Source organism: Sorangiineae bacterium MSr11954, from assembly GCA_037157815.1.
In the GTDB taxonomy this organism is placed as follows: Bacteria; Myxococcota_A; Polyangia; order Polyangiales; family Polyangiaceae; genus Pendulispora; species Pendulispora albinea.
In genome coordinates, this window is record CP089984.1 from 8,030,047 (window position 1) to 8,055,988 (window position 25,942).

The 25,942-nt window shown below is 67.1% G+C and carries 24 protein-coding genes; 6 read left to right on the forward strand and 18 right to left on the reverse strand.

Features of this window, described 5'->3' with window-relative positions; genetic code table 11:
• The first annotated feature begins 310 nt into the window (after window positions 1–310).
• Window positions 311–679, forward strand: a complete 369-nt coding sequence (locus LZC94_31070; protein ID WXB12278.1) for a DUF952 domain-containing protein — start codon at window positions 311–313, stop codon at window positions 677–679.
• Here LZC94_31070 and LZC94_31075 read toward each other — a convergent pair.
• Genes LZC94_31075 through LZC94_31110 form a run of 8 tightly spaced genes read right to left on the reverse strand, consistent with a single transcriptional unit; the run spans window position 672 to window position 8,703 of the window.
• Window positions 672–2,459, reverse strand: coding sequence for an ABC transporter substrate-binding protein (locus LZC94_31075; protein ID WXB12279.1), 1,788 nt, complete (start codon window positions 2,457–2,459; stop codon window positions 672–674). The genes LZC94_31070 and LZC94_31075 overlap by 8 nt on opposite strands.
• Before the next feature lie 2 nt (window positions 2,460–2,461).
• Complete coding sequence (locus tag LZC94_31080; protein ID WXB12280.1) at window positions 2,462–2,749, reverse strand: DUF2160 domain-containing protein; 288 nt, start codon at window positions 2,747–2,749, stop codon at window positions 2,462–2,464.
• A 2-nt stretch (window positions 2,750–2,751) separates the two neighbouring features.
• Window positions 2,752–3,561, reverse strand: coding sequence for a carbohydrate ABC transporter permease (locus tag LZC94_31085; GenBank protein WXB12281.1), 810 nt, complete (start codon window positions 3,559–3,561; stop codon window positions 2,752–2,754).
• Window positions 3,558–4,430 (reverse strand): sugar ABC transporter permease, encoded by an 873-nt coding sequence (locus LZC94_31090; protein WXB12282.1) that lies wholly within the window; start codon window positions 4,428–4,430, stop codon window positions 3,558–3,560. The genes LZC94_31085 and LZC94_31090 overlap by 4 nt, the downstream gene beginning before the upstream one ends.
• A 17-nt stretch (window positions 4,431–4,447) precedes the next feature.
• The gene (locus LZC94_31095; protein WXB12283.1) at window positions 4,448–5,575 is read right to left on the reverse strand and encodes an ABC transporter ATP-binding protein; all 1,128 of its coding nucleotides are present in this window, start codon (window positions 5,573–5,575) and stop codon (window positions 4,448–4,450) included.
• 5 nt (window positions 5,576–5,580) lie between these two features.
• Complete coding sequence (locus LZC94_31100; GenBank protein WXB12284.1) at window positions 5,581–6,735, reverse strand: ABC transporter ATP-binding protein; 1,155 nt, start codon at window positions 6,733–6,735, stop codon at window positions 5,581–5,583.
• Window positions 6,736–6,785: 50 nt separating this feature from the next.
• On the reverse strand, window positions 6,786–7,166 hold the full coding sequence (locus LZC94_31105; GenBank protein ID WXB20276.1) for a DUF779 domain-containing protein: 381 nt from the start codon (window positions 7,164–7,166) through the stop codon (window positions 6,786–6,788).
• A gap of 16 nt (window positions 7,167–7,182) precedes the next feature.
• Window positions 7,183–8,703: an aldehyde dehydrogenase family protein gene (locus LZC94_31110; protein WXB12285.1), complete on the reverse strand. Its 1,521-nt coding sequence runs from the start codon at window positions 8,701–8,703 to the stop codon at window positions 7,183–7,185.
• Between the two features lie 396 nt (window positions 8,704–9,099).
• Here LZC94_31110 and LZC94_31115 point away from each other — a divergent pair, with 396 nt between their 5' ends.
• Entirely contained in the window at window positions 9,100–10,899 is a 1,800-nt protein-coding gene (locus LZC94_31115) for a sigma 54-interacting transcriptional regulator (protein WXB12286.1), read from the forward strand.
• 72 nt (window positions 10,900–10,971) lie between these two features.
• Here the strand turns inward: LZC94_31115 and rsgA are convergent, their stop codons facing one another.
• From rsgA to LZC94_31160, 9 genes are all read right to left on the reverse strand, one after another.
• On the reverse strand, window positions 10,972–12,063 hold the full coding sequence (rsgA, locus tag LZC94_31120) for a ribosome small subunit-dependent GTPase A (protein WXB12287.1): 1,092 nt from the start codon (window positions 12,061–12,063) through the stop codon (window positions 10,972–10,974).
• 614 nt (window positions 12,064–12,677) lie between these two features.
• Window positions 12,678–13,598, reverse strand: coding sequence for a putative 4-hydroxybenzoate polyprenyltransferase (gene ubiA / locus LZC94_31125; GenBank protein WXB12288.1), 921 nt, complete (start codon window positions 13,596–13,598; stop codon window positions 12,678–12,680).
• Window positions 13,599–13,600: 2 nt separating this feature from the next.
• Window positions 13,601–14,905: an amidohydrolase family protein gene (locus tag LZC94_31130; protein WXB12289.1), complete on the reverse strand. Its 1,305-nt coding sequence runs from the start codon at window positions 14,903–14,905 to the stop codon at window positions 13,601–13,603.
• The gene (mqnC, locus tag LZC94_31135; GenBank protein WXB12290.1) at window positions 14,902–16,815 is read right to left on the reverse strand and encodes a dehypoxanthine futalosine cyclase; all 1,914 of its coding nucleotides are present in this window, start codon (window positions 16,813–16,815) and stop codon (window positions 14,902–14,904) included. Before mqnC ends, LZC94_31130 begins: the two co-directional genes overlap by 4 nt.
• Window positions 16,812–17,966 (reverse strand): aminofutalosine synthase MqnE, encoded by a 1,155-nt coding sequence (gene mqnE, locus LZC94_31140; protein WXB12291.1) that lies wholly within the window; start codon window positions 17,964–17,966, stop codon window positions 16,812–16,814. Before mqnE ends, mqnC begins: the two co-directional genes overlap by 4 nt.
• A complete protein-coding gene (locus LZC94_31145; protein ID WXB12292.1) occupies window positions 17,963–18,571 on the reverse strand; it encodes a hypothetical protein in 609 nt (202 codons plus the stop codon). The genes mqnE and LZC94_31145 overlap by 4 nt, the downstream gene beginning before the upstream one ends.
• Entirely contained in the window at window positions 18,568–19,179 is a 612-nt protein-coding gene (locus tag LZC94_31150; protein WXB12293.1) for a UbiX family flavin prenyltransferase, read from the reverse strand. Before LZC94_31150 ends, LZC94_31145 begins: the two co-directional genes overlap by 4 nt.
• The gene (locus tag LZC94_31155; GenBank protein WXB12294.1) at window positions 19,176–19,880 is read right to left on the reverse strand and encodes a ubiquinone/menaquinone biosynthesis methyltransferase; all 705 of its coding nucleotides are present in this window, start codon (window positions 19,878–19,880) and stop codon (window positions 19,176–19,178) included. The genes LZC94_31150 and LZC94_31155 overlap by 4 nt, the downstream gene beginning before the upstream one ends.
• Complete coding sequence (locus LZC94_31160; GenBank protein WXB12295.1) at window positions 19,877–21,463, reverse strand: menaquinone biosynthesis decarboxylase; 1,587 nt, start codon at window positions 21,461–21,463, stop codon at window positions 19,877–19,879. Before LZC94_31160 ends, LZC94_31155 begins: the two co-directional genes overlap by 4 nt.
• A 213-nt stretch (window positions 21,464–21,676) precedes the next feature.
• On the opposite strand from LZC94_31160, the gene LZC94_31165 reads away from it, so the two are divergent.
• The 4 genes from LZC94_31165 to LZC94_31180 all read left to right on the forward strand — a co-directional run bounded on the left by LZC94_31165 (window position 21,677) and on the right by LZC94_31180 (window position 25,344).
• A complete protein-coding gene (locus tag LZC94_31165) occupies window positions 21,677–22,177 on the forward strand; it encodes a DUF1285 domain-containing protein (protein ID WXB12296.1) in 501 nt (166 codons plus the stop codon).
• 120 nt (window positions 22,178–22,297) lie between these two features.
• The gene (locus LZC94_31170) at window positions 22,298–23,554 is read left to right on the forward strand and encodes an NAD(P)-binding domain-containing protein (GenBank protein ID WXB12297.1); all 1,257 of its coding nucleotides are present in this window, start codon (window positions 22,298–22,300) and stop codon (window positions 23,552–23,554) included.
• Between the two features lie 72 nt (window positions 23,555–23,626).
• Complete coding sequence (locus LZC94_31175; protein WXB12298.1) at window positions 23,627–24,307, forward strand: hypothetical protein; 681 nt, start codon at window positions 23,627–23,629, stop codon at window positions 24,305–24,307.
• 62 nt (window positions 24,308–24,369) lie between these two features.
• Window positions 24,370–25,344, forward strand: coding sequence for an MBL fold metallo-hydrolase (locus tag LZC94_31180; protein WXB12299.1), 975 nt, complete (start codon window positions 24,370–24,372; stop codon window positions 25,342–25,344).
• Between the two features lie 228 nt (window positions 25,345–25,572).
• Here the strand turns inward: LZC94_31180 and rbfA are convergent, their stop codons facing one another.
• A complete protein-coding gene (gene rbfA / locus LZC94_31185) occupies window positions 25,573–25,938 on the reverse strand; it encodes a 30S ribosome-binding factor RbfA (protein ID WXB12300.1) in 366 nt (121 codons plus the stop codon).
• Window positions 25,939–25,942: the final 4 nt, after the last annotated feature.

Consider the following 25,942-nt stretch of genomic DNA (forward strand, 5'->3'; position numbering starts at 1 on the left):
GCCGATCGCGGTTGCACTCCCCACCATTCGGCGCGATTGGTGCGATTCGATGCTCCTACGACGACGAATAAAATATGAGCGTGCCTCGCGCTTGGCGCCGTTGGGCCGATTGGAGGACGATTGCTTCCAAATACACATTTGCGCACGCAAATAATGCGTATTGGCACATTCTAAATTACGCACATACGAAATACGATATTCGTGACGCGGTAAGCCGTCCGCTCCGCGTGGGCGCGGCGTACCAGCCCGGGCCACGCGAGCGCGATGCGCGAAAGCACGCCGAGCCGATCTCTGCTACATCCAAGTCGCCATGCAATGGCTCTTTCACATCCTCCCGCGAGCCGACTGGAACGCATTCCGCGCGGCCAACGCCAGCGCCTACGCTCCCCCGTCGCTGGCGACCGAAGGCTTCCTCCACACGTCCTACCGCGACAAGGTCGCCGAGAGCGCCCGCCTCTACTTCGCGCCCGACGCGGATCTCCTGATCCTACGCATCGACCCGCGCAAGCTCGACGTGCCCGTCGACATTGCCAAAACCCGACGAGGTCCGATGCCGCACATCCGCGGCCCCATTCCAGGAGCCGCGGTGTGCGCCGTCGTGACCTTGGCCGATCTGCCGGGCGAACCCGACGTTCTCGACCCCTCCGAGCCCCCCAGCTCGGACAGCGCGCCTACTTGACGCGCCCCTCTTTCCACGCCTGGAGCAGCTGATCGTAGGGCACTGTCTCGCCCTTCGGCTTCTCGTTGGCCACTTTGCCCTTGGGCGCGCCCGGCTGATCGAACCAGTATTTCGGATCCTTCTTCTCGTTCAACTTGGGCGAGCAGTTCTTCATCCCCGTTCGCTCGAGGCGGCCCAAGACGTCGTCCATTTGATCGGCCAGACCGTCCATCGCGGCCTGCGGCGTCTTCTCGCCGGTGACCGCCAGGCTCACGTTCTGCCACCAGAGCTGCGCCAGCTTTGGATAGTCGGGGACGTTGGTGCCCGTGGGCGTCCACGCGACCCTGGCCGGGCTGCGGTAGAACTCGACCAGTCCGCCCAGCTTCGGCGCGATCTTGGTGACCGCGTCGGACTTGAGGTCCGAATCGCGGATCGGCGTCAGGCCCGTCAGGAACTTCTTCAGCGACGTGGACTTGGCGACCGTGAACTGCGCGTACAGCCACGCGGCCTTGCGGCGCTCGAGCGGCGCGTTCTTCAGCATGGTCCAGGAGCCGGCGTCCTGGTAGCCGAGCTTCGTTCCTTCGTCCCAGTACGGGCCGTGGGGCGAAGGGGCCATGCGCCACTTGGGGGTGCCGTCGGGGTTCACCACCGGGAGCCCCGCCTTGGTGAGCGGCGCGGTGAAGGCCGTGTACCAGAAGATCTGCTGCGCCACTTGGCCCTGGCCAGGGACGGGGCCGGCCTCGGAGAACGTCATCCCGGCGGCCTCCGGCGGCGCGTACTTCTTGAGCCATTCGATGTACTTGGTGAGCGCGTAGACGGCCGCCGGGCCGTTGGCCTCTCCACCGCGCGCCACCGACGATCCCGCCGGGTTGCACCCCTCGACGCGGATGCCCCACTCGTCGACCGGCTTGCCGTTGGGCAGCCCCTTGTCGCCCACGCCGGCCATCGAGAGCCACGCGTCCGTGAAGCGCCAGCCGAGCGACGGGTCCTTCTTCCCGTAGTCCATGTGGCCGTAGACCTTCACGCCGTCGATGGTCTTCACGTCGTTGGTGAAGAAGTCGGCGATGTCCTCGTAGGCCGACCAATTGACGGGCACCCCCAGCTCGTATCCGTACTTGGCCTTGAAGCGCTGTTTCAGGTCGGGGCGGCTGAACCAGTCGTAACGGAACCAGTACAAGTTCGCGAACTGCTGATCCGGGAGCTGATAGAGCTTGCCGTCGGGCGCGGTGCCGAAGCTCTTGCCGATGAAGTCGTCGATGTCGAGCGTGGGCAAGGTCACGTCTTTGCCTTCGCCCGTCATGAAGTCGGAGAGCGGAATGGCGAAGCCGTAGCGCGAGTGCGTTCCAATGAGATCGCTGTCGTTGACATACATATCGTAGATGCTGCGGCCCGATTGCATCTCGGTCTGCAGCTTCTCGATGACGTCACCCTCCTGGATGATGTCGTGCTTGATCTTGATGCCGGTGATCTCCTCGAAGGCCTTGGCCATCGTCTTCGACTCGTAGACGTGCGTGTCGATGGTCTCGGAGACGACGTTGATGGCCATGCCGCGGAAGGGCTTGGCCGCCTCGCGGAACCATTTCATTTCCTCGAGCTGCTGGGCGCGGGTCAAGGTGCTGGGGGTGAACTCTTGATCGACCCATTTCTCGGCCGCCTTCTCCAGGGCCGAGGTGTCGGTGGCGGTGGCGGCGAGCGAGGGCGCCGCCTCCTTCTTGCTACACCCGACCAAACTGACCGCGGTGGCCGTCGTGGCTACCGTTCCAATACCGAAATAAAGGGCATATCGCGCTAGGAAATTCATGGCTAACCCCATCGCCCGACGGCGAGCATGTACAGAAGAGAGATACCGGTCGCCATCCACGGTGAGGCGGCCGTAAGAGCAATCCAAATCAAATGGATGAAAGCACTCCCGAGCAGACCGACGAAGAGACGATCCCCGCGGGTGGTCGACATGGGCAGAAACCCCTTTCGAACCACGGGCGGAGAGACGATCCCCCATACGGTGAACGACGCGATGAGCGAGGCGATGACGATGAAGAAGATCGCCGTCGGCACCGTCCAAACCATCCAATCCATGGTCGCCGGCGCCATGATTACACCCGCCCCAGGGCGAAGCCCTTGGCGATGTAATTGCGAACGAACCCGATGACGATGGCGCCGGGCACCAAGGTCAAGACCCCCGCGGCCGCGAGCACGCCCCAATCCATCCCGGCCGCGCTGACGGTGCGGGTCATGGTGGCGGCGATGGGCTTCGCGTCCACCGAGGTGAGGGTGCGCGCGAGCAACAGCTCGACCCAGCTGAACATGAAGCAGAAGAACGCCGTCACGCCCACCCCCGCGCGAACCAGCGGGAGGAAGATGCGCGCGAAGAAGCGCGGGAAGCTATAGCCGTCGAGGTAGGCCGTCTCGTCGATCTCGCGCGGGATGCCCGACATGAAGCCCTCGAGGATCCACACCGCCAGAGGAACGGTGAAGAGCGTGTGCGCCAGCGCGACCGCCCACGGGGTGTCGAAGAGACCGATGCTCGAGTAGAGCTGGAAGAACGGCAGAAGAAAGACCGCCGGGGGCGACATGCGGTTGGTGAGCAGCCAGAAGAACAGGTGCTTGTCGCCCAAGAACCGATACCGCGAGAACGCGTACGCCGCGGGGAGCGCGACCAGCACGGAGAGGACCGTGTTGATCGCCACGTACGTGATGGAGTTGATGTAGCTCTGGTACCAGCTCGGATCGGTGAAGATGGTGGTGTAGTTGTCGAGGGTGGGCGCGCTCGGAAAGAGGGTGAACTTGCCCAGGATCTCTTCGTTCGTCTTGAACGACATGCACACGAGCCAGTAGACAGGTACGAAGCTGGCGAAGAGGTAAAGCGGAGCCAGAAGAGGAGCCAGAAAGCGCGACGCCTTCATTTTCCGCCCTCCCCGCTCGTGGAATTCATGGCCGTGTAGAAGATGTAACTAAAGAGCAGAATCACCAGAAAGTACACCAGCGAGAAGGCGGCGGCTCGGCCGAGATCGAACTGTCCGACGGCCAAGGTGGTCAGATATTGGCTGAGGAAGGTGGTCGCGTTCCCGGGGCCGCCGCCGGTGAGAACGAACGGTTCCGTGTAGATGGTGAAGCTGTCCATGAAGCGCAAAAGCACGGCGATGGTCAGAACGCCGCTCAACTTGGGCAGCTCGATGAAGCGAAAGATGGCCCAGCGCGAGGCGCCATCGATTTTGGCGGCCTGGTAGAAGGCGTTGGGCACCGCGCGCAGGCCGGCGTACGCCAGGAGCGCCACCAAAGGCGTCCAGTGCCACACATCCATGGTGAGCACCGTGAGCCACGCGTGCACGGGGTTGGCCGTGTAGTTGTACTCGATGCCCAAGCCGTTGAGCAGCACGCCGCCGAGGCCGATGTCGCCCCGGCCGAAGATCTGCCAGATGGTGCCGACCACGTTCCAGGGGATCAAGAGCGGGAGCGACACCAACACCAGGCTGAGGGAAGAGCGCCACCCCTCCCGCGGGAGCACCAGGGCGAGCCCCACGCCCAGAGGCAGCTCGATGGCCAAAATGGAGAGCGAAAAGACGATCTGCCGCAGCAGCGCGCCGTGCAGCTCCGGATCGTGGAGCACCTTGCGGAACCATTCGGTGCCGACGAAGAGCCTCTGCTCGGGGCCGAGGATGTCCTGCACCGAGTAATTGACCACGGTCATCAGCGGAACGACCGCGCTGAAGGCCACGATGGCGACCACGGGGAGCACCAGAAACCAGGCGCGTTGATTGACGGGTTTATCCATTCTCTCCTCAGACCGAATCAGACCGAAGACGCAAAGGCGGCGCGGCCGTCCGCGTAGAGCGTCGTGCGCGACGGCGAAAGCTCGAGCCAGAGCGTATCGCCCGCGGCGATGATCGTGCCCTCGGGCAATTTGACCTTCAGCTCCTGCTGCGCGTCGTTCTGCCCGCCCTCCTGCGCTCCCACCTGCCGGAGCGTCGCCGATGCAATCACGTGCGTTCCGAGCTCCTCCACCTGGCGCACCGTGGTGGGAACGGCGCCCGCGGTCTCGGGCTCCACGCGCCGGAGAAACTCGGGCCGCACGCCCAAGACGAGGCTCCCGCCCAAGGCCCGCGCCCGCGCACACTGCGCCGGGTCCACCGGGATGCGGTGGTTGCCCACCCGCGCCGCACCGTCATCGCCTTCCAAGGTGCACGGGAGGAAATTCATACCGGGGCTGCCGATGAAGTGCCCCACGAAGGTGTGCGCGGGGCGCTCGAACAGATCCTCCGGGGAGCCCTGCTGCACCACGCTCCCCTCGTTCATCACCACGACCTTGTCGGCCAGGGTGAGCGCCTCCACTTGGTCGTGGGTCACGTACACGAGGGTGACCGGTGTCGTCTGGTGAATCTGCTTCAATTTGCGGCGGAGGAGCCACTTGGCGTGCGGATCGATGACCGTCAGCGGCTCGTCGAAGAGGATCGCCGCCACGTCCTTTCGAACCAGGCCGCGGCCGAGCGAGATCTTCTGCAAGGCGTCGGCCGAGAGACCGCGCGCGCGCCGTCCGAGCTCGTTCGTCATCTCGAGCAGGTCGGCGATCTGCTCCACGCGCGGGCGGATTTCGCTCTCCTTGACCCTGCGGTTGCGCAAGGGGAACGCGAGGTTGTCGAACACGGTCATCGTGTCGTAGACGACGGGAAACTGAAAGACCTGGGCGATGTTCCGCGCCTCGGGCGGCGCGTGGGTCACGCCTTTGCCGTCGATGAGGACCTCGCCCTTGGTGGGCCGCAGCAGCCCCGAAATGATGTTGAGCAACGTGGTCTTGCCGCAGCCCGAGGGGCCGAGGAGCGCATACGCGCCGCCGTCCTCCCAGACCAGATCGAGCGGCTTGAGCGCGGGCGCGCCGCCCGCATAGGTGTGCGAAATTCCGCGGAGCTCGATGCGTGCCATGCTTCCTATTCCTCGAATCCCGTGTCGCCCGGCAGCTCGGTGGGTGCCGCCGCCAAGCGTCCATCGTTTTGGAACGCAAAGAGCCGCCCCGCGTCGAGAAAGAGATCGATCTCCGTCCCCGGGGCCAGGCGAATGACCCCTTCGACCTGCGCCGTGATGTTCGTGCCCTTGCCGTGGGTGGCATGGACCAGGGTCTCGGAGCCGCTGGTCTCCGCGATCTCGACGTGCGCCGAAACGCGGATATCGCCCTCCGACCTTTCGGCCAGCCGAACGTGGTTGGCCCTTATCCCGAGCCGGTACGAGCTCGCGCGAAGCTTGCTCAAATGGGCGGGCAATGGAAACTCCACGTCGCCCGAGACGCGAATGCGCCGGGATGCACCGGAGTCGGCCCCCGTCACGTCGGCCGGGAGCACGTTCATTTGCGGATCGCTGAACACCTCCCCTACCCTCTCGTTCGCCGGCGCGCGGTAGACGTCGAGGGTCGGCCCGTGCTGCAAAATGCGGCCTTCGTCGATGACGACAACGTTGCCACCGAGCAGCAGCGCCTCCACCGGATCGGCGGTGGCGTACACCACCACGGCCTCGCCCCGGCCTTGGAAGAGCCGGCGGATCTCGGCCCGCATCTCCTCGCGAAGCTTGTAGTCGAGGTTGGCCAGCGGCTCGTCGAGCAGGAGCAAATCGGCGTCTTTGGCCAGCGCGCGCGCCATGGCCGTGCGCTGTTGCTGGCCGCCACTCAGCTCGGCGGGCAGACGCTCCAGCAAGGCGTCGAGGCGCAGCTTTTTGGCCGTCTCCCGCACCTTGCGGTCGATCTCGGCGGGCGCCAACGCACCTGCCGGATGGCCCGCGGAGCGCAATCGCAGTGGCGATGCAATATTCTCGTAAACCGTAAGCGAGGGATAATTGACGAACTGCTGGTAGACCATCGCCACATTGCGCTGTCCGACGCTGCGACGTGTCACATCCACCCCGTCCTGACGCACCGCACCCGAGCTGGGACGATCGAGCCCTGCGAGCAACCGCAAGAGCGACGTTTTCCCTGCGCGGGTACGGCCGAGCAGCACGTAAAAGGAGCCCGGTTCGAGCTTTAGCTGGATATTCGAGAGGTAGGTTTCTCCGTCGACGATTCGGGTGACTTGATCGAGCTCGATGCCTTGCTTCACGGCGTCCTCAAAGGGCGCACGCTATCGGAGAACCTCTTTTGAATCCAGCATTACTCCTGAGGTCCGCGCCGGAGCACCGGGAGCGAGCGCAGCTCGTGCTCCGCAAAGACGCGGGAGCGCACCATGAACCGGACGCCGCGAGGGGCCTCGAGTGAAAAGCCACTTCCCCGTCCCGGGACGACGTCCAAGGTGAGCTGGGTGTGCTGCCAATAGTCGAACTGCTTGCCGCCCATGTAAAAGGAGCAGCCGCCGATCTCTCCGAGATAGACGTCGTTGACGCCAATGCGAAATTCTCCAACCGGGTAACACATCGGCGAGCTACCGTCGCAGCAGCCGCCCGATTGGTGGAAAAGGAGTGGCCCGTGCGCATCGCGCAGAGAAGCGATCAGCGCCAGGGCGGCTTCCGTTGCAAGCACCCGCGGAATGAGCATCTGTTCGTTCCGCACGTCAGAAGAGGCCCGTGGCCTTCGGTGAGTAGCTGACGAGGAGGTTCTTCGTCTGCTGATAGTGCGCCAGCATCATCTTGTGGGTCTCGCGGCCGATGCCCGACTGCTTGTACCCACCGAACGCCGCGTGCGCGGGGTAGAGATGATAACAATTCGTCCACACGCGGCCTACCTGAAGGGCCCTGCCCGCGCGGTATGCCTTGTTCGCGTCGCGCGTCCAGACGCCGGCGCCGAGGCCGTAGAGCGTATCGTTGGCGATGGCGATGGCATCGTCGAAGTCTCGGAACGAGGTGGTCGACACCACGGGACCGAAGATCTCCTCTTGAAAGATGCGCATCTTGTTCTGGCCCGCCAGAATGGTCGGCATCATGTAGTACCCCTCCGACAGCTCCCCGGAGAGCCTCACGCGCTCCCCGCCGAGCAGCACCTTGGCCCCTTCCTTCTTACCGATATCGATGTAGCTCAAAATTTTCTCGAGCTGATCGTTCGATGCTTGCGCCCCGACCGTGGTGGTCGTGTTGAGAGGATTGCCAGGTACGTAGTTCTTGGTGCGCGCGATGGCGTGCTCCATGAAGCCTGCATGGATGTTCGATTGAATGAGGGCGCGCGAAGGACAGGTGCAGACCTCACCTTGGTTGAGCGCGAACATCGCGAAGCCTTCGAGGCACTTGTCGAAGAAGTCGTCGCTGTGGGCCGTCACGTCGTCGAAGAAGATGTTGGGCGACTTTCCCCCGAGCTCCAGGGTCGCCGGGATCAGGTTCTCCGAGGCGTACTGCAGAATGAGCCGGCCGGTGGTCGTCTCACCGGTGAACGAAATCTTGGCGATGCGGGGGCTCGATGCGAGCGGCCTGCCCGCCTCCACGCCGAAGCCGTTCACCACGTTGACCACACCGCGCGGGATGAGATCTCCGATGAGCTCCAGCAAGAGAAGGATCGACGCGGGCGTCTGCTCCGCGGGCTTGAGCACCACGCAATTGCCGGCCGCGAGCGCGGGCGCCAGCTTCCACACCGCCATGAGCAGCGGGTAGTTCCACGGGATGATCTGCCCCACCACCCCCAGCGGCTCGTGGAAGTGGTACGCGACGGTGTCGTGATCGAGCTCGGCCACCGAGCCTTCCTGCGCGCGGATGGCGCTGGCGAAGTAGCGAAAGTGATCGACGGCCAGCGGCAGGTCGGCCGCGAGGGTCTCGCGAATGGGCTTGCCGTTGTCCCAGGTCTCGGCGACCGCCAGCATCTCGAGGTGCTGCTCCATGCGGTCGGCGATTTTGTTGAGCACCAGCGCGCGATCGGCGGGCGATGTCCTGCCCCAGCGGAGCTTGGCCGCGTGCGCCGCATCGAGGGCGCGATCGACGTCCTCGGCGGTGGAGCGCGGGACGTCGCAGAAGCCGCGGCCGGTCACCGGTGTGATGTTCTCGAAATATTGCCCTCGGACGGGCGGGCACCACTCTCCTCCGATGAAGTTTTCGTAGCGTGACTTGAAATGAACCTTCGAATCGGAGTGATTCGGTGAGTGATAAAGCATGGGTCCTCCCGAAAAAATTCTTGACGCACGGCTCGCGCTGCAACGCATGGGCCGCCATGCCGCGTCACAAGAGATGTCGTCGACTCCACACGGACATTCGCTTCAGTTTGTCGACGACACGGCGCGTCATGTCGTACGGTTCGACAGCTCAAGCCTGCTATGACGCACGGCTGGGCTCGCGACGAGCTCGGTCTAGATCGGACCTGCGCGGGGGCGTACATTTGCCCGGTGCTGGTTTTAAGAAACCCTGGGGACGCGCGTGAGGGGACGGCTGCGGATCAGCGGCGCGCTCTTGCGACGCGGTGGGCTCGAGTCGAAGCTTATGGCTTGCGGCGGGACGGAGAGGCTTATCCGACCGGCCCGAGCGATGCGCACCTCGCGGAGCGAAGAGCGCGCATGGAGAGCGTCTTTCGCGAGGAGCGAAAGCGTCTGTTGCAGATGCCGAGCGAGCTCGCGAACCGATCCGTTTGCGCCGTCATCTCCGACGGCGACGGCGTGATCCTCTCGATGCACGACGGCGGTCCGTTCCGCGACACCGCGACGCGGGTGCGCCTGGTCGAGGGCGCCGATTGGAGCGAGCGCGCGCGCGGGATCAACGCCATCGGGACGGCGATCGCCGAGAAGTCGCCCGTGGCCGTCATCGGGCCCGCGCACTACGAGTATCGAAACGCGGGCCTCTTTTGCTACGCGTCGCCCATCTTCGACGTGCACGGCGAGCTGGTCGCGGTGTTCGACATCACGGGCCCCATGGAGCGCCACGATCCGAGCTTCGGGCTGATCGTGCGCACGGCGGCGACGTCGATGGAGCGCTCGCTCCGCGCCCTCTCGCACGCGCGCGCCGGCTTTCGCAACTTGGGCGCGCTGGAGCGTCTGGTGACCCGGTCGAGCACGCCCGCCCTTTTGGTGGAGGCGCGCGGGCCGGTGTCCGTCCACAACGATGCGGCGCGAAAGGCGTTCCTGCGCGATCGGGCGTACGTCGATTGCGAGACGCTCTTCGGGATGGACTTCCCCGCCCTCGCGGCCATGGCGCGCGAAGGGTGCGAGCCCCGCTTCGAGACGCGCGACGCCGTATTTCGGGTGAAGCTCGATCCGCTGCTGGACTTGGACGAGCGCCCCTTCGGGATCGTGGTGCACTTCGATCGGCTGGACGCGCGTGCGAATGGTGCGGGCGGCGCGGGCGTGGCCCACGGTGCGAGCGGTGCGGGTGACGTGAACGCCTCGGTGGGGCCGCTGCCGAGCGGCGAGGCGGTCGCGCGGGCGGAGCTGCCCGTGGGGGCGCGGCGCTCGGGTGAGCCGATCCCGGCGTCGTTCGATGCGATCTACGCGACGGACGCGGCGGTGCTGGAGTCGAAGCGTCTGGCGGCGACCTTTGCAAAGACGCTCCTGCCGATGCTGCTCTTGGCGGAGACGGGGACGGGCAAGGAGCTCTTTGCGCGCGCGATCCATCGGGCGAGCGGGTGCGCGAACGGGCCGTTCGTGGCCATCAACTGCGGCGCGGTGGCGCCGGCGTTGCTCGAGAGCGAGCTGTTCGGCTATGCACCGGGGGCCTTCACGGGCGCCGGAAAACGTGGGTCGGACGGGCTCTTGGGCGCGGCGGACGGAGGAACGTTGCTCCTCGACGAGATCGCCGAGATGCCCCCGCCGCTGCAGGCGAGCCTCCTGCGCGCGCTCGACGATGGCTCGTACCGCCGGCTGGGCGATCCGCGGCCGCGGCGCGCTTCCTTCCGCCTGATCGGGGCCACGTGCCGCGATCTGGGCGCGATGGTCGAGCGCGGCGATTTCCGCAGCGATCTGTTCTTCCGCCTCCACGGCGCATCGATCCGCATTCCGCCGCTGCGCGATCGCTCCGATCGGATCGGGCTCGCGCGGGCGCTGCTCGATCTGCACCACGCGCCGGCGCCCATCCTGGGGCTGTCGGCCATCGCGTACATCGAGGAGCACCACTGGCCGGGGAATGTGCGCGAGCTGAAGAACGCGCTCACCCATGCCGTGGCCCTCGCGGGCAGCGGTCCCATCGAGCGCCAGCACCTCCCCGAGCGCATCTTGGGCGCGAGCCCGCCCACGCGAACGCGAAGCGAGGTTCTGCGGGAGGCGGCCGCCTCGGCGGTGCGGGCGTCGGATGGCAACATCAGCGAGGCGGCGCGCAAGCTGGGCGTGGCGCGCGATACGCTCTACCGCATGCTGCGGCAGAAGTAGCGATCGCGCGCGCACGCGCCGGCTCGGGGTTGCGCTTGGACGACGCGCGTTCGGACGCGCTCGGGCTGCGGCTCACCCCTTCTTCATCTGGCGCTGCAGCTTGCAAAGCATCCGTTCCCGCTGCTTCTTCTGGCGCGCGGCGTCCCCATCGCGGCGAGCCTCCAGCCACCGTTGTTCCGCTTGCAGCTTGCGCCACGACTGAAAGCGGTCCTCGGCGAGCCTCCCGCTCGAGAGGGCGCGCTGCACCGCACAACCGGGCTCGTTCTCGTGGGTGCAGTCGTGGAACTTGCAGCGCTGGGCGAGCGCATCGACGTCGTCGAAGCCGCGCGGGCTCGCGCTCGGATCTTCGGTCCACAGGGAGAGCTCGCGCAGCCCTGGGGTGTCGATGAGCAGCGCACCGCCGGGCAGCACGAACAGCTCGCGGTGCGTGGTGGTGTGCCGCCCGCGCTCGTCGGACGCGCGCACGGCCGATTCGCGCTGCCTCTCGCTCTCGAGGAGGCAGTTGGTGATCGCCGATTTCCCGACACCCGACGCGCCCACCAGGGCCAAGGTCTCGCCGCGCCGGGCGAGGGCGCGAACGCTGTCGATGCCCTCGCCGGTCGCCGCGCTCGAGATGATCATCTGCGCGGAGCCCGCGACCTTGCGTACGGCGTGGAAGAGCGGCTCCGGATCGGTGCACAAGTCGGCCTTGTTGAGGACGATCACCGGGGTGGCGCCGCCTTCGAGCACGGTGGACACGAAGCGCTCGATGCGGCGCACATTGAGCTCGGCGGTGAGCGCGCTCACGATGAGCACCGTGTTGACATTGGCCACCAGGACCTGGGGCTGCGTGCGCCGCCCCGCCTCTTTGCGAATCAGCGCCGAGGTGCGGGAGAAGACGTGAACCACCGGCAAAGGCTCGGAGCCCGCGTCGGAGCGCACGCCGACCCAGTCGCCCACGACCGGCAGCTCGCTTTCGTCGACCGCCTCGTGACGAAGCCTCCCTGCGAGCACCGCCCGTTTGACGCCTTGCGATCCGACCACATGGAGAAACCCGCGCGTCGACAGCACCACGCGCGCCGGGGTCACGTTCTCGCGGCGCTCTCCAAGTTGGCTATGTTGAGACTCGAAAAAGGGGGTCCACCCCAAATGGGATATGCTGGACACATCGTATTCCAGATGCATGGATGAAAATCCTCGTGACAGAGCCGCTCTTCCGCGAACCGCCGATTGCGGTCTCGCGGTTGCCGAACGACGCGGGCCAGCGGGCTCTCACAGCCAGCGGCTACCGAGCGTCACCCGGCGAACTACGGTTTGAATGTGCTCGTCCTTGCGCTTCGCGTGCATCGACGGGCCAAACGAGATGGCCCCGCTTGACGTGACGAACGCGATGAACGCGGGCGTTACGCGGCGATCGGCCGCACCGTGAACGTCCACCCGGCGAATGCGCCGTTCATCATGGACATCGGGTACGTGCCTGGCGCGATCTCGGTTGCACACGTCGCACGCCAACGCGGCCCACGCCCTACAATAGGCGTGTCCAGCGCGGTGGTGTGGGCGGTGGGAAGGACGGCAAGCATGTTGTTCTGTGAATCCATGGCCATCCCTTTCCACCCGCGCGCGTGCACGAGTCTTTGCCACCATGACGCAAACGGCAGGCTCTGTCAACTCAACATGCACCACGGGTGCACATTCGCCCCAACCGCTTCGTAAATTTCAAAAGGCGCCATTTTCTTGAAAGTGCACGGATGTGCACGCACGGCGCATCTTCGGTCGAGGAGCTACGGAGGTTACCGCGGCTACGACCGAACGAGCTGGTCGAGCAGGGTGGCGGCAAAGAAGCCCACGCTGATCCACGCGTTCATATCGAAGAACGCCTTGTCGATCTTGCGCAGGTCGGCGCGCGCCCACCGGGAGGCCACCCCGCGCTCGCGCACCGGATCGACCGGCGGATGGATGATCAGATGCTCCCACACCAGGAGCGCCCCCACGACGGCCACGCCGGCGAAGAAGATCACGCCCCGATGGAGCAGCACCCCCGTGAGCGCGAGGAACGACACGGTGAGCACATGGGCCCCGGCGCTGGCGGCCAGCGAACGCGCGGCGCCGAAGCGGGATGGGATCGAGTTCAAGCCCACCTCGCGATCGAAGCCCTCGTCCTGCAACGAATAGAGCACGTCGAAGCCGAGCAGCCACGTCACCACGGCCAGCATGAGCGCGACGATGCCCCACACCACGGGCGCGCCCACCGCGATCCACGCTCCACCCGGGGCCAGCGCCAAGGCCACCCCGAGCCACGCGTGCGCCGCCCACGTAAAACGCTTGGCGTACGAATAGCCGAGCAGCACGGCGAGCACCGGCAGCGCGAGGATCGCGGGCGCGGTGCCCAAGGTCGACGCGGAGAAGACGAAGACGGCGGCCGACGCCACGGTGAGGGCCAGCGCCTCCGCCGCGCGCACATCGCCGCGCTGGATCGGGCGGGTCGCGGTGCGCGGGTTCTTGGCGTCGATGTCACGGTCGGCCCAGCGATTGAACGCCATGGCGCTGGTGCGCGCCGCCACCATGCAAATGAGCATCGCCACCACGCGCGCCGCGGTGAGCGGCGGGTGCGGCATGGACAGCGCCAGAACCACCGCCGAGGCGGCGAACGGCATCGCAAAGATCGTGTGCGAGAAGCTGACCAATGTGGCGTAGTTGCGCAGGCGAGCGGCGAGCGGCATCGTCAGAGCCCCTCCGAGGGCACCGAGGCAGTCGAAGTAACCGAGGCAATCGAGGCAATCGGAGCCGCGGCGGCGGCCAACCATCGCCGCGGCGCTTTGACATGACGAAGCAAAAGAGCGGCACCGTCGGTGCTCTGCGCCGCCCCTGGCACATCGACGGCCACGATCCCGGGCCGCGCACCGCGCGCGATGCGCCCGAGGTGAGGACGCCCGAGCGCCTGCGCGCCGTGGTAGGTGGCCATGCGCACCAGCTCCGCGGCCGGAACGGTGGGGAAGCGGTCGGCGAGCGCGCGCGCCTCGGCCAGCACGTCGAGCGAGGCGTTGGAGGCGAGCGAGTCGGTGCCCAGCGCGGGCTCGATGCCGGCGGCGCGCACGGCCAAGAGCGGCGGGAGCAGGCCCTCGATGTGGAGGTTCGAGCGCGGGCACAGGACGACCTTGGCCCCGCTTCCGGCCACGTGCTGGAGCTCCTCGGGGCGCGCGTCGGTCAGGTGCACCAAGAGCATGTGCGGCCCGAGCGCCCCCAGCGCGTCGGCATAGGCGATGGGCGACTGTTTCGGCCACACGATGTCCGTGGCGCCGCGCACCCGGCCGCGGAGCCAGTCCGTCACCGGGCCATCGCCGTGCTCGAGGGCGCGGCGCTCGGCGGCGTGCTCGGCCAAGTGAAGGCTCGTGCGGAGGCCCTCGTGTTTGGCGTGCTGCGCGATTTTGCGTACGGCGTCGGCGCGCGTGGTGTGCAGGGTGTGCGCGGTCGGAACGTAGGTGAGCGCGGGGCCCCACGCCTTGGTTCGCTCGCCCTGCGCGGCGAGCATGGCTTCGGTGCGGGTCACGACGTCCGCGCCGATGCCGAAGATTTCGTAAAAGATGGAGCCTTGGATGCCGCGCCGCAAAAGGTGATCGACGGCCGCGAGCGAGTTGGTCACCTCCCCCACCGCCGCGGTGCCAAAGGCATGGAGCTCGCTCGCCGCCTGCTCCAGCGCTTCGTCCGACTCCTCCGGCGCCGCATCGAGCCTCAGCGCCAGGAGCGCGTCGACCCACGGGAGAAAACCGCGCCCGCCCGGCACCCGGCCGCGCAGCGCGCTCAGCTCGAGGTGCGCGTGCGCGTTGATCAACCCGGGGAAGGCGATCCCCTCGATGCGCTCCACCGGCGGGCCCGCGTGGCGCGGACGGATTTCGTCCGCCCTGCCCACGTCGAGCACGGTCCCGTCGGGCGACAGCACCACCGCGCCATCGCGCAGCGGCGCCGAATCGCCCAGGAGCACATGGTCGGCGTGAACGATGCGTGCGGCCACACCCGGAGCGTGCATCATGCCGGTTCCGTGAGCCACTCGTACTTCACGTTGCGCCGGGTCGCGCGGAAGCCGGCGGCGCGAATGCGCTGCTCGATGGCCTCGGCGTTGATGCAAAACGTGGTGCCTGCGCTGGAGACGACGTTCTCCTCGAACATGACGCTGCCGAAGTCATCCGCGCCAAAACGAAGCGCCACTTGGCCCACGTCGGGCCCCTGGGTGACCCACGAGGCGCCCACGTGATCGATGTTGTCGAGCATGAGCCGGGCGACCGCTTGCTGGCGCAGATACAGGTGCGTGCCGGTGTCGCCCGCGGTGATGCGAACACCTTGTTCGTGCTGGAAGTCCCAGCAGAAGAACGCGGTGAAGCCGCGCGTTTCGTCCTGAAGCTCGCGGAGCTTCACCAGGTGCAGGATGCGATCGCGCGCGGTGTCCACGGTGCCGTACATCATGGTGGCGCTCGAGCGCAGGCCCATGTGGTGGGCGACGCGCATCACGTCCAGCCACTCGGCGCTGGTGCACTTGGCCTTGGCGATCTTGCGCCGCACGCGATCGACCAGGATCTCGGCGCCGCCGCCGGGGACCGAGTCGAGGCCGGCGCTGTGCAGCCGCTCCAGTACCTCGCGCACGCTGAGCGACTCCAGCTGCGAGATGTGGATGATCTCCTCCGGAGAGAGCGCGTGGAGCCCCAGCTTGAACTCCGATTTGATCCAGCGGAAAAGGTCCTCGTAGTACCCGATGCGCAGCTCGGGGTTGAGCCCTCCTTGAAGGAGGATCTGCACGCCGCCGGCTTGCACCACCTCGTCGAGCTTCTGCCGCAGCACCTCGCGCGAGAGCACGTAGCCCTCCGGGTGCCCCACCGGGCGGTAAAACGCGCAGAAGCGGCAGCTGGTGGTGCACACGTTGGTGTAGTTCACGTTGCGATCGACGATGTACGTCACCACGCCGTGCGGGTGCTTGCGGCGCCTCACGGCGTCGGCCGCTAGACCGAGCTCGAAGAGCGGGGCCTCGTGCAGAAGCCGCTCACCCTCCGCCGCGTTGAGCCGATCGCCCTCCGCCGCGCGCGAGAGGATCGTGTCGAGGGAGGGCGGCGAGTATACGGGCGAGGAGCCGCGCGGCGCATCGTCGTAGAAGCGCACCGGGGTGGCGGGCAAGAGCCCCGCGCGATGGCCCTCGAGGTAGAAGCGCTCGAGGCCGCGCCGCTCGTCGTCGCCGAAGTCGTAGTGGATGTTCGCCTGCAAGTAGCTGCGCAAGCTCGCAGCATCGAGCCCCGATTGCGCCGCGTACGCGTCGGCGATGGCGTCGCGCCGCGCGAGGCCCTCTCTCTTCGCGGCGAGCAAGAGCTGCTCGCCACCCGGCGCGAGCGCGCCCGCGCGCCCTCCCCAGGCGGCAAAGACGAAGGGGAGCCCCGTCCACTCCAGCCATGCGGCGCCCAGATCGAGCTTGTGCGCAAAGCGGTCTTCGATATCCAGCGCCTTGTCGCCGATGATCAACGCGCCGCAGGTGCCCTTGACCTCGGCGACGGCCACGTCGGGCGGGAGCACGCGAACCCGCGGCTCCCCGCGCAGCCCGGCCGCCGCGCGCCGCGCGCGGAGCACCAGCCGCGCGAGGACGCTGCTCGTGCGCGACGTGGCGTCGAGGACCACGTCGGTCAAGTCGTCGATGGGCACCTCGGAGACGAGCAGCACGCTTCGAACCGGGCCGCGGGCCGCGATGGCAGCGCCGCGCACCAAGCACGTGTCGCCGAGCTGCGCGAGCGCGGCCACCGGGACCAGGCCCACGTCGGTCTCTTCTTCGGCGATCCGGCGGGCCACCTCCGCGGGGGGTGCCAGATCGAGCTCGACCTCGGCCATCGCGCGCTCGCCATTTTTGGCGAGGAGCGGTTCGTAGAGCGGGCGGGCGTTGAGGTATTGGACGGCGGAGACTCTCATGGCAGCACCGGGAGCAAGTGGCGTTCGGCTTTGCGGTCGCGCACCTTCAAGGCCGACTCGGGGATGGCGCTCTTCGGGTGCTCGCGCACCACGTTGTAGAGGGTGTCGCGCTCGACCGGGATGCGTCCGGCCTCGCGGATCAAGCGCACCAGCTCGTTGTAGCTGAGACCCTGCGGCGAGCGGGAGCCGGCCGCGTGGTAAATCGTTTCATGGACGATGGTCCCGTCGATGTCGTCGGCGCCGAAGCGCAGGCCGAGCTGCGCGACCTTGGGCGTGAGGCTGACCCAGTACGCCTTGATGTGCGGCACGTTGTCGAGCACCAGCCGCGAGACGGCCAGGGTGCGCAGATCGTCGACCGCCGTCGGCGCGGGGAGGTTCTTCATACCGTTGCCGTCGGGGTGGAAGGCCAGCGGGATGAAGGCCTGCATGCCGTTCGTCTCGTCCTGGAGCTTGCGCAGGCGCATCAGGTGATCGACCCGGTGCTCGAAGGTCTCGATGTGCCCGTAGAGCATGGTCGCGTTGGTGCGCATGCCCATGGAGTGCGCCACCCGATGCACCTCCAGGTACTCGTCGGCGTTGGCCTTGTCGTGGGAGATGCGCTTGCGCACGTCCTCGTGGAAGATCTCGGCGCCGCCGCCCGGGAGGCTGTCGAGCCCCGCGTCGCGCAGGCGCCCGAGCACCTCGCCGTACGTCATCTTGTAGTGCTGGGCAAAGAAGTGGATCTCCACCGCCGTGAAGCACTTCATGTGCACGTCGGGCTTGATGCGCTTGAAGCCGCGCAAAAGCTCCTCGTAGTACGAGAACGGCAGCCCCGGGTGCAGCCCGTTCACGATGTGGATCTCGCTCGGCGGATCATCCATCCGCTGCTCGAGCTCGCGCCACGCGTCCTCCACCTTCATGGTGTGCGCGCCAGGCGATCCTTCTTCCAGCTTGGCGAAGGAGCAAAAGAGGCACGACGCCACGCAGACGTTCGTCACCTCGATGCGCATATTTCGGTTGAAGTACGTACGATCGCCGTGCATGCGTTCGCGCACGGTGTTGGCGAGCGCGCCGACCTGGAGCAGATCCGGCTCGAGAAAGAGCTCCAGCGCGTCGCGCTCGTCGAGTCGTTCGCCGTCTCGAACTTTTCGGGCAATGGTCTCAATGGTCATGGTGTTGCCACAGGCTCCCGAGGTTCTCTCGTTTCTGACGTTTCCGGCGTATGCCGCGTTTCCTGAACGAACTCGGCGCGGCGCCCTGCCCGCTGCAGAAGCCCCTCGAGCTCCTGCCTCTTGAGCAAGCTCACCGCCACCGCCCCCACACCCTTGACCTTCTTGGTGCGGTCGTCCGCGATGGGCAGGCCGCGGCGATCGGAGATGATCCCCAAAAGCTCGCTCGCCCCGAAGCCCAGCGCCACCTGCGCGAGCTCCATGCCGCACTGGGACCAATCGATGCGCACCCGCGCGCCGCGAGGGCCCGTCAAGCGCGCGATGGCCACGTCGCGGAGGAAGCGCAGACCGCGCGCCCCCGGCTCGACGTCCCGCACGCGCACCTCCACCAGGTCCGCCTCGCTCGCCGCAGGCGCCGCGCCCACGTAGATGAACACGCGATCGCCCACCTCGTGCGCGCGCACTTGGTCGGCCAGCGCGCCGAGGGCCAGGAGATCGCACTGCTCGAAGATCGGATCGTCCGCCGAGACAGGAGCTCCCGAGGCGCGCGCATCGCGGACGCGATCGAGCCCCGCGGCCCGGACGGCCATGTCGACGAGGGCGCTCATGGCTTGCTCCCCTCGCCCCAGCGGCGCATGAGATCGTTGCCGATGCCGGCTTGATCGAGGATGCGCGCGACCACACCGTCGACGGCGTCCTCCAGGGTGCGTGGATTGCTGTAGAATGCAGGCATTGCAGGAAGGATGGTGGCGCCCGCGCGGGCGAGGGCGGTGAGGTTTTCCAAGTGGATGACGCTGAGAGGGGTCTCGCGCGGTACGAGGATCAGCCGGCGCCGCTCCTTGAGCATGACGTCGGCCGCGCGCGTGAGGAGCGAGTCGGAGATGCCGTGCGCGATGCGCGCGGCGGTGCCCATGGAGCAAGGCACGATGATCATCGTCTGCCAGCCGGCGCTGCCGCTGGCGAAGGGCGCGCGGTAGTCGCGCAGGCCCCAGACGGGCACCCCCATCTCGCGCAGGTGCTCGCGCACGTCGCCGCCGCACTCGAGCGACCACACCTCCGGCGCGGTGGGCGAGAGGCAGACGGCGAGCTCCACGTCGCCCGACGCCCTGCGCCGCTGATCGAGCACCGCCAGGAGCCGCTTGGCGTACGGCGCACCGCTCGCCCCCGTCACCCCGACGACGATCTTCGCCTTGGTCTCGGACGCGGGGGTGCTCATGCGGGCGCGACCTCCGCCACCACGATGGCGGCGATGCCCAAGGTCAGACCCACGGTGTGCACCTTGGAAAAGCCGCCCTGGATCAGGGCCGCTTCGTACTCGGAGGTGGACGCGAATTGCTTCATGGAGCGCACCAGGTAGCTGTACGCCTGCTTGTCGCCCGAGAGAAGGGCGCCTACGCGCGGCATCACGTGCTCGGCGTAGGCCGCGTGGAACGCGCGGGTCACCGTCCGCTCGGGGCGGAAGAACTCGAGGGTCACGAACACGCCGCCGGGGACGAGCACGCGGCGCACCTCTTGGATGCCGCGCGGCAAGTCGGCCAGGTTGCGCATCCCAAAGCCGCAGATGGCGCCCGCGAACTCGCCGGCCGAGAACGGAAGATCGAGCGCATCGCCGACGACCCTCTCGGCGCGCGGGGCCTTGTGCTTGCCGCGCTCCAACATGTCGGCCGCGAAATCACAGGCCACCACGCGCGCCTCGGGCCGCGCGCGATCGAGGAGCGCCGTGAGATCCAAGGTGCCGGCGCACAGGTCGAGCAGCGCGCCGCGGGGGGCACGCTCGAGCAGCGCACGGACGGCTTTGCGCCGCCAGATTTGGTCCGTGCCCGCGGACATCACGCGATTGAGCACGTCATACGTCGGCGCGATGCGATCGAACATGGCGCGAACGGTGGCGCCATGCGGTCGGGTCGTTTCGTTCATCGGTTTCTCCCTACGAGGGCACGCGCGGCGTCGAAGACGCGCTGCAGGTGCAGGTTGCCTTTGGCCCCCTCTTGAAAATTCGAGGCCTCGGGCAGCTTGCGCGCCCCGCCGGGAATGCCCAGCTGCGGCCAGAGCGCATCGACGCGTCGCACGACGTCCTCGCTCATGCGAAGCACCTCGGGCCACTCGCGCGCGTACCCCTCCTCGGGCCACTTGCGCGTGCCGTCGATCACGACTTTGCCGCCGTAGAGCGCTTGGTTCGCGCCGTGATCGAGCTGATCGATCGGCCCCTCGACGAACGAGAGATCCCGCTTCGGATCGAGGTTGGCGAGCAGGCGCCAGCCCACCTCTTCGAGGTTCTGCACATCGACGTCCTCGTCGACCACGCAGATCACCTTGGAGAACATCATTTGCCCAGCGCCCCACAGCCCGTGCGCCACCCGGTTCGCGTGAAAGGGGTACTGCTTCTTGATCGAGACGATGACCAGGTTGTGAAAGGCCCCGAAGACCGGCAGGTGCATATCGCGCACCTCGGGGAAGATGGTGCGGAGCAGCGGCAGGAAGAGGCGCTCGGTGGCCTTGCCGATCCAGGCGTCCTCCATGGGCGGCGGGCCCACCACGGTGGCGGGGTACACGGCGTCGCGCCGGTGGGTGATGGCCGTGATGTGAAAGCGCGGGAAGCGCTCGACCAAGGTGTAGTAGCCCGTGTGATCGCCGAAGGGCCCCTCGTCGAAGAGGGCCTCGGTGGGGTCGACATAGCCTTCGAGGACGATGTCCGAGTCCGAAGGCACCTCGAGGTCCACGGTCTTGCACTTGACGGTGCGCACCGCGCTGCCGCGCAAGAAGCCCGCGAACATCCACTCGTCGATGCCGTCGGGCAGGGGCGCGGTGGCCGCGTAGGTGAGCGCGGGATCGCCGCCGAGCGCCACCGCCACCTCGAGCCGTTTCAGCCCGAGCTCCTTGGCCGCGCGAAAATGACGGGCGCCCGTTTTGTGCACCTGCCAGTGCATCGCCGTCGTCTTTCGATCGATGCGCTGCATGCGGTACATGCCGATGTTGCGGTTGCCGTTGTTCGGATCGCGCGTGATGACGTTGGGCAATGTGATGAATGGCCCGCCATCGTTGGGCCATGTGGTCATCATCGGCAGGCGGTCGAGATCGACCTCGTCGCCCGTGAGCACCACCTCGTGGCAGGGCGCTTCGCGGGCCGAGCGCGGGAACACATGCGACAGCTCCGGAATTTTGCGCGCGAGCTCCACCAGCTCGCGGGCCCCCGACGGCGGCCGCGATGTGATGAGCTCTTCGATGGCGCGCGCATGCTGCGACAGATCGTCGACCCCCAGGGCCAGGGACATGCGCTTGCGCGAACCGTAAGCGTTGACGATGAGCGGAAACTGCGGCGCAGCCTCGGGTCGCTTGGAGTCGTGCACGTTCTCGAAGAGAAGCGCCGGCCCCTCGGTCTTCATCGCCCGCTGGGCGATCTCGGACGCCTCCAGGTGGAGGTCCACCCGCTCCCGAACGCGCACGAGCTCGCCGCGCTCCTCGAGCGCCCGCGCGAAGTCCCCGAACCCGTCATACGCCATGACCGCTTGCCTCGTTCCTTTGCTCGTGTGCTCCCGCTCGAACCAAGTTTCAAATAATTTTGAAACATTTGTCTTCTAGGTTGTGCGGCCGCGGCGGTCAAGGTAGCGCCGCCTTTCGAGCTCCTTTCCGGCTCGGTTCGGGAGGCGCCTCGTGTGCGCGAACCATCCTGGCTCATCGCTTGCCAGGGGCGGAGGAGCGGTTATCTCCTGGGCATGGCGAAACCCGGCGATCATCCCGAGTTCTTCCGTTTCCCAGCACCGGAGGGCCGTTCGCGCGAAAGTACCATCGTGCTCGACGCCGAGGGGCGCTTTTGGCACCATGGCGAGCAGGTCGAGCACGGAAAGCTCGCCGCCGCCATGCACACATGGATCTCGAGGCACCCCGACGACGGGCGCTACATCCTCGAGAACGGCTACGACTGGACCTACTTTACGGTCGAGGACGCCCCCTATTTCGTGTCCTCCCTCAAATTCTCCGGCAACGACGTGGTCTTGGCCTTGAGCGACGGCACGGAGGAAGACTGGGATCCCTCCACCACGCGCATCGGCGAGCGGGGCGCGCTCTATGCCCGGGTCAAGAAGGACGCACGCGGCGGACCGTTCGAAGCCCGCTTCTCACGGCACGCGCAACACGCCCTTGCGGACGTGCTCGTCGACCAAGGGGGCTCGCCCGCCGTGAAGCTCCGCGACCGCACCGTCCCCATTGGATCATGACGTGATGGAATCCCGGCCCGCCGCGCTACCGTGCGCTGCGCCGCGCGCCGCAGGTGCTTGACGGCGCCGGACGGGAAACGTGTACGAGGAGACAAACTCCAAGTATTCTCGCGCACACCGATGCGTCTTTTGATTGCCGACAAATTGCATCCACGTGCGGTTGAAGAGCTCAGCGCGCTTCCGATCGAAGTCATCTACGAGCCCGACCTCACCAAAGAATCGCTCGAGGAGCGCATCGCGGGCGTGGGCGTGCTGGTCGTTCGGTCGACGCCCGTCACGGCGGCGGCCCTCGAAAAAGCGAAGACCCTGCACCTGATCGTGCGCGCCGGCGCCGAGTACCAAACCATCGACGTGCGGGCCGCCAGCCGCCGCGGCATCTATGTGGCCAACTGTCCGGGAAAGAACGCCGCCGCGGTGGCCGAGCTGGTGATGGGTCTCCTCATCGCCGTCGATCGCCGGGTCGTCGACGCGGTCACCTCCCTGCGCAACGGCCAATGGCGGCGCGGGGAGTACAGCAAGGCCGAGGGGCTCTTGGGCAAGACCATCGGCATCGCGGGCATGGGCGCCGTGGGCCGCGAGGTCGCCCATCGCGCCAAGGCGTTCGGGCTGACGGTGGCTGGATTCAGCCGCTCGCTCACGCCGATGAAGGCCGCGGAGCTGGGCGTGGTGCACGCGCACTCGCTCGAGGATCTGGCGTCGAAGTCGCACATCCTGACATTGCATTTGCCCATCACCGAGCGCACCCGCCACATCGTGGGAAAGCGCGTCTTCGCGGCGCTGCCCCCGCGCGCGATCTTCATCAACGCGGCGCGCGCAGACCTGGTCGACCAAGCGGCGATGCGCGAGGCGGTGGTCACGCGCGGGCTGCGGGTGGGCCTCGACGTGTACCCCGACGAGCCGCGCGACAAGCTGGAGTACGCGAGCGACTTGTTCGGGCCGCAGACCCCCGGCGCCGAGGCCTCCGGCACATGGAGCCCCAGCGATAGCGAAGGCTTCATTTACGGTACGCCGCACATCGCGGCGGCGACCGATCAATCGCAGCTCGCGGTGGCCACTGAGACGGTGCGGGTCATTCGGAGCTTTTTGCTCGAGGGGCACGTGCCCAACGTCGTGAACGTCACCACGACGTCGATCGCCAATTTTCAAGTCGTCATTCGCATGCAGGACAAGATCGGCACGTTCGCCAACGTGCTCTCGGTCCTCAAACGGCACGGCATCAACGTCGAAGAGGTCACCAACAGCGTCTTCGAGGGCGGCGGCGCGTCGTGCGCCAAGCTCCGCGTGGTGTCGCGGCCGTCGGAGATGTGCCTGCAGGAGATTCGTGCTTTCGACGAGGTTCTTCATGTCGACGTGGTCACGCTCCCGAACCTCGCGTGAGGCCATCGTCGATTCACGATCCGTCGTTCACTCCCCGTACGCCGTCCATCGTTCGCATGGGGTGATTTGACCATGCGACGCGGAACTCTGACCGTGCTTCGCGTTTTGGCCGTCGCCGTGGTGGCCGCCGCCGTCATCCCCAGCGTGGTCATGTCGGGATGCAACGACAAGAGCCAGCCCAAAGGCGACGCCGGCGCCGAGGCCTCCGCCGCGACCGCGCTGGCGCAGGCGAACGCCAACCTCGCCGATGCCCGCGCGGGGGACGCGGCGGGCAGTGCGATGGGCGACGCCGGCGCGGCGCTCTCGGGCGACGCGGGGGTCCCGATGGACGAGCCGGCCCCCGTGGCCGATCCGGCGGATCTCGCGCTGCGCGGCAAGCACTTGCTCGAGGCGATCACGCACGGCGATCCGCGGCTGGCGGCCGACATCGTCTATCCGCGCGACGCGTACATCAACACGCGGGATCAGGCCGACGCCGGCAAGCAATGGGACAAAAAGATGTACCCATCCTTCGATCGCGACGTGCGCACCTTGCGGAGGCGGTTGCGCCTCAAGGGGCCGATTCAATTCGTCTCCCTCGAGGTGGGACCGGCGCCCGTGCAAGTTCCCGTGAAGAAGCACGATCTGAAGCGGCCGGTGTGGCGCGTTCGTCATTCGAAGCTCACCTTGAACGTAGGCGGCAAGCCGCAGCGCATCGAAATCGCCGAAATGACGGGGTGGCACGGCGCCTGGTACATCACCAAGCTTCGCTGATTCGTCGATTTGGCGATTGGCGAAGGATGCTTCGACAACCTCGGACAGCGGGAGGAAGGCACATGATCACGATGCAACCGGCAGGAGCGGCGTTCGCCTCCACGGCAGACGTCGAGCCCAAGCGCATCACGTTCGAGCAGCTCTCGGCGCACGCGTGGGCCTACACGGCCGAGGGCGATCCCAACTCGGGCGTGATCATCGGCAAGGACAGCTGCGTCGTGATCGACGCGACGGCCACTCCCCTGCTGGCGCGCGATCTGATCGCGCGCATCCGGGCCATCACGGACAAGCCGATCAAGCACGTGGTGCTCACGCACTACCACGCGGTTCGCGTGCTCGGCGCCTCCGCGTACTCGGGCGAGGGCGCCACGGAGATCATCGCGTCGCGCGCCACGCGCGAGTTGATCGTGGAGCGCGGGCAGGCGGACATGGATAGCGAGATCGGGCGCTTTCCACGTCTGTTCGCGGGGGCCGAGACCATCCCGGGGCTGACGTGGCCGACCTTGACCTTCGAGCGCAGCATGACCTTGCACCTGGGCGATCTGGAGGTCCAGGTGCAGCAGCCCGGCATGGGGCACACGCGGGGCGACACCATCGTTTGGCTGCCCGAGGAGAAGGTGTTGTTCTCGGGCGATCTCGTGGAGTTCGAGTCGGCCGCCTACACGGGCGACGCGCACCTCGGGGCGTGGCCGGAGACCTTGCGCAAGCTTCGCGCACTAGGGCCGGAGAAGCTCGTCCCGGGCCGCGGCCGCGCGCTCGGAACCGCCGCCGAGGCGCAGAAGGCCATCGACTACACGGCGCGCTTCATCTCCGCGCTCTACGACACGGCGGTGAGCGCGGTCCGAGACGGGGCGGATCTGAAGGAGACGATGCGGCGCGTGCGGGCTCGTATGGATCCTGAATTTTCGCACGTCTTCATTTACGAGCACTGCTTGCCCTTCGACGTGAGCCGCGCCTTCGACGAGGCGCATGGGGTCGAGCACCCCGTGATCTGGACGGCGGAGCGCGATCGCGCGATGTGGGAGGCGCTTCGCTGATATTTCGCCGCTTGGCGCGGGCGCTGATTCGCTGCGCCGCGCGGGCCTGCGTTGCCGCTCGGCGCGGGCCCTACTTCGCCGCTCGGCGCGGGCCCTCCTGCGCGCGCGGTGCGGGCCCTGATTCGCCGCTCGGCGCGGGCCCTACTTCGCCGCTCGGCGCGGTGCGGGCCCTACTTCGCCGCGCGGCGCGGCGCGGGCCCTACTTCGCCGCGCGGCGCGGGGCGGGCCTTACTTCGAACGTGTTTCGCGTTCGATTTCGGCTAGGAGCTCGTCGATGCGCGCGTTCTTTTCGACGGCTTCGTCGTAGTAGAAGCGGAGCTCGGGGGCGAAGCGCAGGCCGAGATCTTTCGTGAGCGACGAGCGGAGCATGCCGGTGGCGCTCTTCAGGCCGGCGAGCAGCTCTTTTTGGCGCGACTCGTCGCCGTCGAGCAGGCGTACGTACACTTTGGCGTTGCGTAGATCGTCGGTGATGGCCACGCGCGACACGATGACGCCGGCCACGCGTGGATCGCGGACACGTCGCCCGAGGAGGTTCGCCAGCTCCTCACGAATTCCTTCTGCCACGCGGGTGGCGCGTTTGACTTCAGCGGCCATCGAG